Here is a 13047-nt window from a genome sequence, read left to right as displayed (position 1 = left end):
CTGACGCAACCAGCCGGAGAGCCGCGGAGATCCAAACCGCGATGGTGTCGATAAGACGCCCGGGTCACGAAACTGAGTTTTTCAGGCGATCCTTAAGGCGATACTCAGACATGGGTCCCTCTTTTCCGCTCTTTTCGCCGAAGCCCGAGGCGCCCCATACGGCCTTGGCACACCTTGACGGCTCGCTTCGCATCGCGCTGGGGTGTTCCCCGCCTGAGGGCGGGTCACACGGCTACGCCGAATCGTTGGTCTGACGATGTCGATTCTGCTCCTGCTGGTTGGCTCCCCTCTCCCACTTGTGGGAGAGGGGCCGGGGGAGAGGGCGGGCGTTCGTCAAGTACGGGATGTCAGACCTGACCCTTGACCTGTCTCGCTCCTACTGTGCCGGCCGTTTGCGCCTTGCGTTGTCCAGATCTTTGCACACGACTTCCGCGCCTTGGGCGATGCGTGGTCCGGCCCGGTTGACCAGGTCGCCGTCGATGGCGTAGAGGTTGCCACGTGCCACGGCGGTTACCTGTTTCCAGCGTTCCCACATGGCGAAGTCTGGCAGTGGCCGGTCGGAGCGGGTTGCGCCCATGCTGGCGGTCATCATGACTTCCGGGTTGCCGGCTACCACGGATTCCACCGAGACCGTCGGCACCAGCAGCGCTTCATTGGCGAACAGGTTGCGGCCGCCGCATAGCGCGAGCACGTCGCTGATCAGGTGCTGGCCGCTGAGCGTCATCAGCGGTTGTTGCCATACCTGGTAGAACACCGTCACCGGCGGACGCGCCGCATAGGTCTGGCGCAGTTTGTCGATCTGCTGGCGGAAACTGGTGGCGGCGCTGTTGGCGGTGGGCTCGGTGCCGAGCAGCACGCCCATTCTCTCGATATTGCTGGGGATGCCTTCGAGCTTGCGCGGCTCGCTGTAGAACAGCGGCAGGCCGAGCGCGCGCAGGCGGTCGGTTTGTTTCTGCGCATTGCCGTGGCGCCACACCACGATCAGGTCGGGCTTGAGCGCGGCGATGCGTTCGAGATCCAGCGCCTTGTTGTCGCCGACCCGGGGGATGTCGCGGGCCTGTGGCGGGTAGTCGCTGTAGCTTACGGTGCCGACGATGCGCGAGCCGCCGCCGGCGGCGTAGAGCATTTCGGTGACGTGCGGCGCGAGCGAGATCACACGGCGCGCGGGCTGGTCCAGCGTGACGGTCTGGCCGGCGTCATCGACCACGGATACGGCGGCGCCGGCTTGGCTGCAAAGGGCGCTGCCCAGCAGCGTGGCGAGGGCCAGCAGGGCACGGGTAGTGATCGGGGTAGGGGTCATCGGGCGTTAGCTGGATAGGGTGCTTGTGTCGGAGCGCGTTGTCGCAAGGGCTTGGGCCAGTGCCGCATCGAGCCGTTGCCATGCGGGCTCCTGCTCTGGTGGCAAACCCAGGCGCAGGCTTGGCAATACGCCAGGGATACCCGGCGGTGCGTCGAACAGCCGTGCCCACACGCCTTGCCGCGCGAGCGCTTCGTGCAGGCGGGCGGCATCGGCATGCGGCATCCAGCTGAACAGGGGGCGTCCCACGGGCGTCAGGCCGTGCTTGCGCAACAGCGTCGCTAGCCGGATGCCAGCTTGTTGCAAACGGTCGCGCGTGGCGGCCTGCCAGGTGCGATCGGCCAGGGCCAGGCGCGCCACCGCGCGTGCGGGGCCGGCCACGGTCCAGTGGCCGAGGTGCTCGGCCAGCGCTGCCAGCAACGTGGGCTCGGCCAGCACAAAGCCGCAGCGTACGCCGGCCAGGCCGTAGAACTTGCCCAGCGAGCGCAGCACCACCATGCCGGGGCGATCCGCCAGCGCGGCCAGCGAGCGCTCGGGCGTGCAATCCATGAAGGCTTCGTCGAGCAGCAGCGTGCCGCCACGGACGGCGAGATCCGCGTGCCATGCCCGCAGTGTGGCTTGCGCGAGCGTGCGCCCGGTTGGGTTGTTCGGGTTCACCACCACGAGGTGATCGAGCTGCGCGGCCAGGTCCGCGCGGGCGAAATCCGTCTCCGCGAGCGGCACAACCTCATGCCCCGCGCGTGCGAAGGCGGGAGCGTATTCGCTGTATCCCTGCGCCGCCACGCCCACGCGCCCGGGCCTGAGCAGTTGCGGCAGCGTGCGGATGGCGGCCTGCGAGCCGGCCACCGGCAGCGCGCGCGGCGCGCCGTAGGCTTGCGCGGCCAGTTCGGCCAGGCCGTCGTCATCTTGCGGCAGCCGCAGCCACGCGTCGGCGGGCAGGGCTGGCACGGGATAGCCGTCCGGGTTGATGCCGGTGGAAAGATCGAGCCAGTCTTCGACCGGACGGCCATGGCGGCGCACGGCGGCGAGCAGGTCGCCGCCGTGGCGGATCGGAGTACTCATGCTAAGCCGTAATGGAGGAGGGCGGCGCTGGCGCCGGAAGCGGCCAGCCACAGCCACAGTGTGCGTTGAACAAGGCGCAAGCAGGCATGCACATCGGCTGCGCCGGGCGCGTGGCCCATGCCCAGCGGCGGGCGCTCTTCCCATTCGCCGTGATAGCGGGCGGGGCCGCCCAGCGCCACGCCGACGGCACCGGCGCCGGCCGCCATGACCGGGCCCGCATTGGGGCTGGACCATGCCGGTGCCTGCGCGCGCCAGCAGCGCAGCGCCTGGGCAGTGCGCCCGAGCAGCGCGTACGAGAGCGCGGTCAGGCGGGCGGGCGCCAGGTTGAGCACATCGTCAAGCCGCGCAGCCGCCCAGCCGAAATACAGCAGGCGCGGCGTGCGGTAGCCCCACATCGCATCGAGCGTGTTGGCCAGGCGATAGGCGACCACGGCGGGCGCGCCGCCGACCAGGAACCAGAACAAGGCGCCGAAGATGGCGTCGTTGCCATTCTCCAGTGCCGATTCGCAGGCGGCGCGGGCCAGCGCTTCGGTATCCGCGTCGGTGGTGTCGCGCGAGACGATGCGTGCCGTGAGTTGGCGCGCATCGGCGAGATTGCCCTGCGTGAGCGCCGTGGCGATCGGCGCAATATGCTGGGCCAGGCTACGCGCACCCAGTGCCGCGTAGAGTGCCAGCGCTTGCAGCAGCCACGCCAGCGCCGTACTGAACTGCGCGGCGACATGCACCAGCAGGGCGGCCAGCGCGGCCGGCACCAGCACCATCAGCGCCCAGGCGGCCAGGCCGGTGAGCCGCTGGCGCAGCGGCGCGCCGGCCTCGCCGCGGTTCAGGCGGCGTTCAAGTGCTGCCGCGAGGCGGCCGAAGCCAACCAGCGGATGCCAGCGGCGCGGCTCGCCCAGCCATTGGTCCAGCAAGACGCCGGCTACGGCCGCGGCCACGCAGGCTTGCCAGCTGAAGAGGGGAAACGGCCACCATGAGGACAGCGATGGCAGCGATGGCAGCCACGACATCACGCCAGGTCGGCGCCTTTCACGCTGACAGGGATGCCGGCCACCAGCAGGCGCACGCGGTCCGCGGCGGCGGCCAGCTTCTGGTTCAGGCGGCCCAGCTCGTCGACATAGAAGCGGGTGATGGCGCCCATCGGCACCACGCCGAAGCCGATCTCGTTGGAGACCAGGATCACGTGCCCGGGCAGGGTGGGCAGCGCGGACAGCAGCGCGTCGATTTCCTCGGTGAAGGCGGCCGGTGGCGTTACCAGGCCATGCTCGGGATAACTGCGCGCATCGAGGAACAGCAGGTTGTTGAGCCACAGCGTGACGCAGTCGACCAGGATGCAGCCATCGTGGGTGGCATGGGCATATAGCGCATCCGCCAGATGCAGCGGCGCTTCGACCAGGCCCCACTCGGCCGGGCGCCGCGCGCGGTGCAGCGCGATGCGCACCTCCATCTCTTCGTCGGCGCTGTCCTGGCCGTGGCGTGCGGTAGCGATATAGGTAACGGGGCCGCCGGTGGCAGCGGCATGGTCGGTGGCCATCTGCTCGGCAAAGTGGCTCTTGCCGGAGCGCGCGCCGCCCAGCACCAGCGTGAGCTGGCGCGCGCGGCCCGGGACGGCAGCGGCGTGCAGCGCGGCTGCAGCCTGGGGCGCGCGTTCGCTGGCCGGCGCATGGGTGGATGCGCGTACGGGCTCGGTGGCGGTGGCGGTGGCGGAAGCGTTGGCCGGGGTCATCCGGGTATTGTAGCGGGCGCATCCATGGATCGCACGCCCGCAGTGGCCCGCGCACCGGGCAGCGCCGCGGGCTGCCGATGCGATAATCCCACGATGCAAAAAAATTCCTCCGAAGCCGCTGGCGCGGCATTGCCGGGTGGCTTGCGCGGTACCTTGATGGTGCAGGGCACCACCTCCGACGCGGGCAAGAGCACGCTGGTGGCGGGCCTGTGCCGGGTGCTGGCGCGCGCCGGCGTGCGCGTGGTCCCGTTCAAGCCGCAGAACATGGCGCTCAACAGCGCGGTCACCGCGGACGGTGGCGAGATCGGGCGCGCCCAGGCCTTGCAGGCCGCCGCCGCCGGGCTGGCGCCGCACACCGATATGAACCCGGTGCTGCTCAAGCCGAGCAGCGATACGGGCGCTCAGATCATCATCCACGGCCAGGCGCGGATGGATCTGGACGCGCGGGCCTATCACGCCTACAAGCCGGTGGCGATGCAGGCGGTGCTGGCGTCGCACCAGCGCCTGTCCAGCGCCTACGAGGTGGTGATGGTGGAAGGCGCCGGCAGCCCGGCGGAGATCAACCTGCGCGAGCGCGACATCGCCAATATGGGGTTTGCCGAAGCGGTGGACTGCCCGGTGGTGCTGGTGGCCGACATCGACCGCGGCGGCGTGTTCGCCCATCTGGTGGGCACGCTGGACTGCTTGTCGGCGTCGGAGCGCGCGCGCATCAAGGGCTTCATCATCAACCGCTTCCGCGGCGATATCGCGCTGCTGCAGCCCGGGCTGGACTGGCTGGAGGCGCGCACCGGCAAGCCCGTACTGGGCGTGCTGCCCTACCTGCACGGCTTGCACCTGGATGCCGAGGACGCCATCATCGGCGCGCAGGCGGCCAAGCGGGGCGAACTGCTGCGCGTGATTGTGCCGGTGCTGCCGCGCATTTCCAATCACACGGATTTCGATGCGCTGCGCGCGCATCCGCAGGTGGACCTGCGTTTTATCGGCCCCGGCATGCCGATCCCGCCGGCGGACCTGATCGTGCTGCCGGGCAGCAAGAGCGTGCGCGCCGACCTGGCCTTCCTGCGTGCCAATGGCTGGGAGCCAGCCTTGCTGCGGCACCTGCGCTATGGCGGCAAGGTCATCGGTATTTGCGGCGGCATGCAAATGCTGGGCCGGCGCGTGGATGACCCCGCAGGCAACGAGGGCAAGGCCGGCAGCAGCGAAGGTTTTGGCCTGCTCGACTACGACACCGTGCTGGCGCCGCACAAGCAGCTGCGCGTGGTGAGCGGCCGGCTGGCGCTGGATGGCGCCACCGAGGCCACCGAGGCCGCCGTGCAAGGCTACGAGATCCATATGGGCGTGACCACGGGCCCCGCGCTGGCGCGCCCGGCGCTATGGCTGGAAGGCGAGCGCCCGGACGGCGCGCAATCGGAGGATGGGCAGGTGCTGGCCTCCTACGTGCACGGGCTGTTCGACCAGCCGCAGGCTTGCGGCGCACTGCTGCGCTGGGCCGGGCTGGCGCGGGCGGAGGGCGTCGACCTGGCCGCGCTGCGCGAGGCCTCGCTGGAGCGCCTGGCCGATACGCTCGTCGCACACCTGGACATGGATGCCTTGCTGGCGCCCCTGCGGGCGTCATAGCGGCTGTCAGAGCAGGCTCGGCCGCCCGCCGCGCCAACTGCTAAACTCGCAGGCGGGCCCGCTCCGCCAGGGCCCGGCAGCGACCAATGGCAGGGCCATGGCGGAACCCGGAGCGGCGCGCCCGCCGGCGGCGCTGCCATGGAAAAAGCCATTGCGGAGACAACCATGCCCGTAGTCGTGATCGCCAATCCCAAAGGCGGTGTAGGCAAGACCACGCTGGCCACCAACCTGGCGGGCTACTTCGCCAGCGCCGGCCACGCCGTGATGCTGGGCGACACGGATCGGCAGCAATCCTCGCGAGCCTGGCTGGGTTTGCGCCCGGCCTCGGCGCCGGCCATCCGCACCTGGGACATCAGCGCCGACCAGATCGCGCGCCCGCCCAAAGGCACTACCCATGTGGTGCTGGATACCCCGGCCGGCCTGCATGGCTGGCGCTTCAACGATGTGATGAAACTGGCGCACCGCGTGGTGGTGCCGCTGCAACCATCCCTGTTCGATATTCTCGCCACCCAGGATTTCCTCACCCGGCTCGCCGATGACAAGCGCGTGCGCCACGGCGAAGTGGAGGTGGGCGTGATCGGCATGCGGGTCGACCTGCGCACCCGCGCGGCCGAGCAGCTGCAGCGCTTTGTCGCGGGGCTGGGGCTGCCAGTGCTGGGCTTTCTGCGCGATACCCAGAACTACGTGCAGCTTGCCGCGCACGGCCTGACGCTGTGGGATGTGGCGCCGTCACGCGTGGCGCGGGACTGGGAGCAGTGGCAGCCGATCATCGGCTGGCTAGAGCAGCCGGCGCTGGCCAGGCGCCCAGCCGCCTGAGCAAGGCATCCACGGACGGCCAGCTCACCCGGCGCACGGCCACGATCAGATCGGCGCCGGGAAACTGGTCGTCGAACGCCTCGCTCTCCACGCCGTCCAGGCGCCGGTAGAACTCGCGCGCCTGGGTGTTGCCGTCCAGCACATAGAGAAAGAGGGGCTGCCCGGGCCAGCCAACGGCGGCACGCTGCGCGCAATGCGCGAAGAGGCGCTTGCCAAGCCCTAGCCCGTGCCATCCCGGCATCACATGCAAATTGTCCAGATACACGCCATATTGCGGCTCGGCCTCGGGTTGCAGGCAGGCAAAGCCGGCGGGCGTGCCGTCCACGCGCACGAGCGTGACTTCCACCGGGCCATCGGCGCCATCCGCCAGGCGAGCCTGCCAGGCCTGCGCGCGCTGGGCCGGTGCTTCGCGCTCCAGGTAGTGCGCCGGCAACAGGCCACTGTAGGCATGGCGCCAGCTCTGCGTGTGCAGGTCGGCAATCAGCGCGGCATCATGCTGGCCGGCGGGTAGTAATTCGATGGAATGGGTCATCTTCAAGGGCGTTGTCCGGGGCCTGCAATGGGCGCGACAACATTCTGCCGCAATCCAGGCGAGCCTCGCCACGGTCTTGCTGCTGTCACGCACTGGCAGGCCCTGCCTGTTAGAATCGCGAATCTTTCGCATTCTCATTATGGCGGCGTGATGCGTTCATCTCACGCCTGCATGGGGTCCGAAAACACAATCCCCACAACCCCCAAATCTGCTCCCCGCCTCCCATGGTCACCGGCCGCCTGCGCGTTGTTTTCGTCAAGATTCACCTGTATCTCGGCTTGTGGCTGGGCCTGCTCTTTGTCATGCTGGGCCTGACCGGCACCGTCATCGCTTGGCGCGATGAGCTGGATGCGCTGCTGAACCCGGCGTTGCTGACGGCATCGGCCGAAGTACCCATGCCGGTAGCGCCGGCCACGGTGCAAGCGGTCACCGAGCGGCTGCAGGCCGACCCGCACTATGGGCGCCCCACCTTGCTGATGCTGCCGTCCGCGCCGCAAGAGGTGTTTATCGCCTGGTACCCGCTCAAGGGCACGCCCAACGCCGGGCGCTCGCGTCAGGTGATGGTTGATCCCGTCACCTTGGCGGTGAAGGGCGAGCGGGTCTGGGGCGAGCCCGGCCTGTCGCGCCCGTTGCTGCTACCCACCTTGTTCCAGTTGCACCACTACCTGCTCTCTGGCGAGACGGGCCGGACGATCCTGGGCATCACCGGGATGCTGTTGCTGATTCTGGTGATCGGCGGGGTTGTGCTGTGGTGGCCCAAGCTCAAGCCGCGCGCGGTGCTCAATGCGTTTCGCATCAGCCATGGCGGCTCGTGGTCACGTTTTAATTATTCGCTGCATCGTACGGCTGGCATTTTTGCGGCGCCGGTGCTGGCGACGATGGCGTTTTCCGGCTGGTACCTGGATTTGCCCAAGTGGGTGACGCCGATCGTGGCCAGCGTGATGACGGTGTCGCCGCCCGGCAAGCCGGCATCGGCAGCAGCGCCCGCGGGCACGCCGCTGCTAGGCGTGGCGCAGGCCGTGAGCACGGCTCAGGCGCTTTATCCCGCGGCGCTGGTGACGCGGGTCAGCTTTCCGCGCAAGGCGGGGGATCCGTTTGAGGTGCGGCTGCGGCAGCCGGGTGAAGTCCGCCAGGGCAGCGGGGCTACGCGGCTCTGGCTGGATGCCCATACGGGCAAGCGGCTCGGGGTTCGCGATCCGATGGAAGCGCCGGCTGGGGATACTTTTCTTAACTGGATGTATCCGCTGCATACCGGGGAGGCGTTCGGATGGGTGGGGCGGGCGTTTATTTCGGTGTTCGGGGTGGTGCCGCTGATGTTTGCTGTTACCGGGGTGTTGATCTGGTGGAAGCGTAGGCGGGGGCATCGGCGGCATGTGGTGCGGACGATGGAGAGGGCTAGCGGTGCTAAGGGCGTTAAGGTGGCGCGGGAGGAGGCGGTGGAGGTTTGATTGCCGGTTGTCTGCGGCTGCAGAATCAGCTTTAAATTCAACGGCTTAACTGCAAATTCAACTGCAGTTTCACCACCCCTGCGGGGTGGCGACCTACTTTTTTGTCTTGCCAAAAAAGTAGGCAAAAAAGGCGCCCCATACGACCTTGGCACACCTTGACGGCTCGCTTCGCATCGCGCTGGGGTGTTCCCCGCCTTGGGGGCGGGGCACACGGCTAAGACGTATGGGGGTGAGGCGTCATTGCTTGGCTGGTCAGATTTCCAGGTTGTCGATCAACCGGGTCGCGCCTAGCTTGGCTGCGGTCAGGATGACCAGCGGTTCGCCGGCTACATATTCTTCGCGGGTGGGGGCTTGCAGGTCCACGCGCTTGCGGATGGAGACGTAGTCGGGTTGCCAGCCGCGGGCTTGCAGGGCGGCCTTGGCGCTGGCTTCGATGGCGGCGAGGTCCGCGCTGGCGCTGTTGGCGGCCAGGACGGTATCGCGGACTTCGTGCAGTGTCTTGTAGAGTACCGGGGCTTCGGTGCGCTCGTCGGGCGTCAGGTAGCGGTTGCGCGAGGACAGGGCCAGGCCGTCTTCGGCGCGCACGGTTTCGGCGGGGACGATGTCGATCGGCAGCGCGAACTGATGGACCATGCGGCGCACGATCATCAGTTGCTGGTAGTCCTTCTTGCCGAACACGGCCACGCGCGGCTGCGCGCAGGACAGCAGCTTCATCACCACGGTGCATACGCCCTTGAAGAAGCCGGGGCGGAACTCGCCTTCCAGGATGTCGCCCAGGTCGTGCGGCGGCTCCACGCGGTATTCCTGCGGCTCCGGGTACATGTCGCGCTCGGTGGGCGCAAACAGCACATAGACGCCTTCCTTTTGCAGCTTCTCGATGTCGTCCTGCAGCGTGCGCGGGTACTTGTCGAAATCCTCATTGGGACCGAACTGCAGCCGGTTGACGAAGATCGACGCGACCACCGGGTCACCATGCTGGCGCGCCAGGCGCATCAGCGACAGGTGGCCTTCGTGCAGGTTGCCCATGGTCGGCACGAACGCCGCCCGGTTCTGCCCGCGCAACTGGTCCCGCAACTCGTGAATGGAGGAAATGACTTTCATGAAGTTGGTGTACTGGTCGTGGTAGGAATGCCCTGGCGCGGGTGTGCGCCGGGAGGCCGGTCCGGTGCTCTAGGTGGCGCCGATTGTCGGCGGATTGTAGAGCATGTGGCCCGAGGCGGGCGGCGCTATGGGTGTGGCTTAGCTGGGAATGTACGCCAATCGCACATAAATCGGTGCGAAGGGTTCGGCCTGGGTGATCTCGACCAGGGCTTCGCGCGATAGCTCGAGCATGGCGATGAAGTTGACCACTACCACGGGCACGCCCTTGCCGGAACGCACCGCGTCTTCGAAGAGTTCGCTGAACTCCATGAAGCGGGCATGCTGCAGGCGGCGCAGGATGTGGCTCATGTGCTCGCGAACGGACAATTCCTCGCGCGAGATCTTGTGGTGCTGGTTGAGCTTGGCGCGCTTGATCACGTCGGCCCAGGCGGCCTGCAGGTCCACCACTTCCACATCGGGGAAGCGCGGCGCAATGCTCTGCTCGATGTAGACCTGCGAGTGCAGGAAATCGCGCCCGAGCTGCGGCACCTGGTCGATGCGCATGGCCGCCAGCTTCATCTGCTCGTACTCGAGCAGGCGGCGGACCAGCTCGGCGCGCGGATCCTCTTCGTCGTCGTCGCTGTCGGACTTTTTCACCGGCAGCAGCATCCGCGACTTGATCTCGATCAGCATGGCGGCCATCAGCAGGTACTCGGCGGCCAGCTCAAGGTTGCTCTTGCGGATCTGCTCGATATACGTGAGGTACTGACGCGTCACTTGCGCCATCGGGATATCGAGGACGTTGAAGTTCTGCTTGCGGATCAGGTAAAGCAACAGATCCAGCGGCCCCTCGAACGCTTCCAGGAAGATTTCCAGCGCATCCGGCGGGATGTACAGGTCCTGCGGCAGCTTGAACAGGGGCTCGCCGTACAGGCGCGCGAACGCCATGCCGTCGACGGCGGCCGGCGTGGAATCCTGCTCGGGCGTCACGCTCGGCAGCTCGATCGCCGGCTTCAGCTTGTCCTGCTCGCTCTGGTTCATCTAGGGGCGCTCGCTCGGGGGTGGGGCGATGCGGCGGGTAAGGGCTTCAGTCCAGCGAGTAGACGTACGGCTTTTGCGCCACGCGCGAGGCGTCGGCACGGGCACGTTCTTCGAGGTTGATCGGGCTCTTGTCCCACAGCAGGGCGCGGCCCTGGCGTTGTTCCGCTTCCAGGGAAGGGCGCTCGTCCTTGAGCGACTTCAGGAACTGGGTGATATCCGATTCGTAGGCAGCCATGGCGGGAAACAGAGTGAAATTAACAAACAGCGGGGATTTTACCGTATCGGCGGGCCTGGCAACGGGATTGCGCGCGAATCTGCCGTTTTCATCCCGTGCCCTCGCTGTCGGCGATGGTTGGTGACCGCTGTGGTGACCGCAGTTGTGACAGTCGCGGCGGTCTTTTTGGCGGCGCCGGACAGGCCGGCCGCGCGGGTGTGGTCAAATATCGACTTTGCGTGACGTGCATCGATTGATGAGGATGGACCCAGGGAACCCGTGCATCATGCCCGCCGGCCTTGCCGCCCCTGCCGGCGGACTGCCGGTGGCGCCGGCCGTGCTGCGCCGCCTGATGCACCTGCTGCTGGCGGCCCTGATGCTATCCGCGGGGCCCGCTGCTGCCGCCTATAAAGTCGAGGTGGACGCGCCCAAGCCGATCAAGGAAATCCTGCAGGACCACCTGGACCTGTCGCGCTACCGCACCCGCGACGATATCTCGCCCGACCAGTTCAACTATATGGTCGAGACCGTGGGCGAGCAGGTCCGCCAGTTCACTTCCACCGAAGGCTATTTCGATCCGCAGACCACCACCAAGGTGGACGGCAGCGGCGACGAGCGCACCGTGCACATCACGGTGGAGCTGGGCGCACGCACGGTGATCCGCGCCGTCGACGTGAGCGTGACCGGCCCGGCCGCCAGCCAGTCGCCGGAGCGGATTGCCGAAATCAGGGCCAAGTGGGGCCTGCCGGTAGCTGCGCCATTTCGCCAGGCCGACTGGGACAAGGCCAAGGAAGATGCGCTGGTGGCGCTGCAGAGCAACACCTACTATGGCGCTCGCCTGACCGGCTCGCAAGCCCGCATCGAGCCGGATGAGCACGCGGCGGACCTGAGCGCGCGCTTTGCCAGCGGCCCGGCCTACAGCATGGGGCCGCTGAAGATCAGCGGGCTGCGGCGCTATCCCGAGCAGATCATCCGCAACATCAATCCGCTGTATGAGGGCGAGCCRTACCGCGTGGAGCGCTTGCTGGAATTCCAGCGCGCGATCCAGAACCAGCCGTATTTCTCCAATGTGCAGATCGACCTTGGCGAGCAGGAGACGACGGAGGACGGCAAGATTGTCGACACCAGTCCGGACCGGGTCGCCGAGCCCAAGGTCGACATGAGTGCCGACAAGGTCACCGTGCCGGTGTATGTCCGGGTGCGGGAGTATCCCGTCAATCGGCTGTCGTCAGGCGTGGGCTACACCACCGATACCGGCGCCCAGGTCGAAGGCCGATACTCTTACTACAACCTGTTCAACCGCGCCTGGGTGTTCGACTCGCAAGCGCGCATCGAGCAAAAGCGCCAGTACGCATTCGGCGAGATCGCGATGCCACCGGACAGCAGGACGTACCGCAACAGTGCCTACGCCAGCTACGAACGCACCATCGACCTCGAAAGCACCGACCTGACCAGCCTGCGCACCGGCCTGAAACGGTCCCGCTCGCGCGAGAAGTACGACACCACCATCTCGCTCGACTACTACTACGACAACCTGCAGCCCTTCGGCGAGCCGAACCAGCTCAGCCGGGCGCTGGTGCCTGCCTTTGCCTGGACGCGGCGCGACGTGGACAACCCGGTGTTCCCGCGCCGCGGCAACGTGATCAGCACGCAGGTGGGCGTGGCCGCCAAGCACATGCTGAGCGACGAAACCTTCTTCCGCCTGTACGGGCGTATCCGTCAGTACGTGCCCGTGGGCAAGCGCGACCTGGTGGTGGCCAGGCTGGAGCTCGGCGCGGATATCACCAACGGCGACGTGACCAAGGTCCCCGCCTCGCTGCGTTTTCGGGCGGGCGGCACGGATTCGATCCGGGGCTACAGCTACCAGTCGATCGGTACCCGCAACGGCGCCAGCGTGCTGCCGGCCAAGTACCTCGGCACAGCGAGCCTGGAATACCAGTACTGGTTCCTGCATGACTGGGGCGCCGCGATCTTCTGGGACGTGGGCACCGCCACGGACAACCTGACGGGCGTCAAGCTCTACAACGGCGTGGGCATCGGCGCGCGCTGGCGCAGCCCGGTGGGGCCGGTGCAGCTCGACGTGGGCTACGGCATCCAGGAAAAGCAGTTCCGCCCGCATATCTCGCTGGGAGTCGCGTTCTGATGATTGATCTGACGATGACGATGCGGCCCGGTCGCCAGCATGGCGTCCTCCATGAACGCAGTCGCAGGGTATTT

Annotated in this window: 12 protein-coding genes; 4 read left to right on the top strand and 8 right to left on the bottom strand. The window is 67.4% G+C overall.

Features of this window, described 5'->3' with window-relative positions; genetic code table 11:
* Positions 1-376: 376 nt before the first annotated feature.
* Genes AC1DQR_RS04025 through cobU form a run of 4 tightly spaced genes read right to left on the bottom strand, consistent with a single transcriptional unit; the run spans position 377 to position 4082 of the window.
* Entirely contained in the window at positions 377-1300 is a 924-nt protein-coding gene (locus tag AC1DQR_RS04025; RefSeq protein WP_416049469.1) for a cobalamin-binding protein, read from the bottom strand.
* Between the two features lie 6 nt (positions 1301-1306).
* Positions 1307-2359 (bottom strand): threonine-phosphate decarboxylase CobD, encoded by a 1053-nt coding sequence (gene cobD, locus AC1DQR_RS04020; protein WP_416049468.1) that lies wholly within the window; start codon positions 2357-2359, stop codon positions 1307-1309.
* The gene (gene cbiB / locus AC1DQR_RS04015; RefSeq protein ID WP_416049467.1) at positions 2356-3366 is read right to left on the bottom strand and encodes an adenosylcobinamide-phosphate synthase CbiB; all 1011 of its coding nucleotides are present in this window, start codon (positions 3364-3366) and stop codon (positions 2356-2358) included. Before cbiB ends, cobD begins: the two co-directional genes overlap by 4 nt.
* A complete protein-coding gene (cobU, locus tag AC1DQR_RS04010) occupies positions 3366-4082 on the bottom strand; it encodes a bifunctional adenosylcobinamide kinase/adenosylcobinamide-phosphate guanylyltransferase (protein ID WP_477132560.1) in 717 nt (238 codons plus the stop codon). Before cobU ends, cbiB begins: the two co-directional genes overlap by 1 nt.
* 93 nt (positions 4083-4175) lie before the next feature.
* Here cobU and AC1DQR_RS04005 point away from each other — a divergent pair, with 93 nt between their 5' ends.
* Both AC1DQR_RS04005 and AC1DQR_RS04000 read left to right on the top strand, forming a co-directional pair.
* Positions 4176-5699: a cobyric acid synthase gene (locus tag AC1DQR_RS04005; RefSeq protein WP_477132559.1), complete on the top strand. Its 1524-nt coding sequence runs from the start codon at positions 4176-4178 to the stop codon at positions 5697-5699.
* 165 nt (positions 5700-5864) lie between these two features.
* A complete protein-coding gene (locus AC1DQR_RS04000; protein WP_183036630.1) occupies positions 5865-6515 on the top strand; it encodes a ParA family protein in 651 nt (216 codons plus the stop codon).
* On the opposite strand, the gene AC1DQR_RS03995 is transcribed toward AC1DQR_RS04000, so the two are convergent.
* Positions 6466-7047 carry a GNAT family N-acetyltransferase gene (locus AC1DQR_RS03995; RefSeq protein WP_416050372.1) on the bottom strand — a complete coding sequence of 194 codons (582 nt, stop codon included), beginning with the start codon at positions 7045-7047 and terminating at the stop codon, positions 6466-6468. The two genes, AC1DQR_RS04000 and AC1DQR_RS03995, sit on opposite strands and share 50 nt — an antisense overlap.
* 224 nt (positions 7048-7271) lie before the next feature.
* Here AC1DQR_RS03995 and AC1DQR_RS03990 point away from each other — a divergent pair, with 224 nt between their 5' ends.
* Entirely contained in the window at positions 7272-8495 is a 1224-nt protein-coding gene (locus AC1DQR_RS03990; protein WP_416049463.1) for a PepSY-associated TM helix domain-containing protein, read from the top strand.
* A 252-nt stretch (positions 8496-8747) separates the two neighbouring features.
* On the opposite strand, the gene panC is transcribed toward AC1DQR_RS03990, so the two are convergent.
* From panC to AC1DQR_RS03975, 3 genes are all read right to left on the bottom strand, one after another.
* On the bottom strand, positions 8748-9596 hold the full coding sequence (gene panC / locus AC1DQR_RS03985; protein WP_043348819.1) for a pantoate--beta-alanine ligase: 849 nt from the start codon (positions 9594-9596) through the stop codon (positions 8748-8750).
* Between the two features lie 138 nt (positions 9597-9734).
* The gene (locus tag AC1DQR_RS03980; RefSeq protein ID WP_477132558.1) at positions 9735-10616 is read right to left on the bottom strand and encodes a segregation and condensation protein A; all 882 of its coding nucleotides are present in this window, start codon (positions 10614-10616) and stop codon (positions 9735-9737) included.
* A 46-nt stretch (positions 10617-10662) separates the two neighbouring features.
* Positions 10663-10851 (bottom strand): DUF3460 family protein, encoded by a 189-nt coding sequence (locus AC1DQR_RS03975; protein WP_006160566.1) that lies wholly within the window; start codon positions 10849-10851, stop codon positions 10663-10665.
* Between the two features lie 265 nt (positions 10852-11116).
* Between AC1DQR_RS03975 and AC1DQR_RS03970 the strand changes: the two genes are divergently transcribed.
* Positions 11117-12973, top strand: coding sequence for an autotransporter assembly complex protein TamA (locus tag AC1DQR_RS03970; protein WP_416049460.1), 1857 nt, complete (start codon positions 11117-11119; stop codon positions 12971-12973).
* Positions 12974-13047: the final 74 nt, after the last annotated feature.

The organism is Cupriavidus sp. 05L411 (genome assembly GCF_056398045.1).
This window is presented reverse-complemented; position numbering and strand designations above follow the sequence as displayed.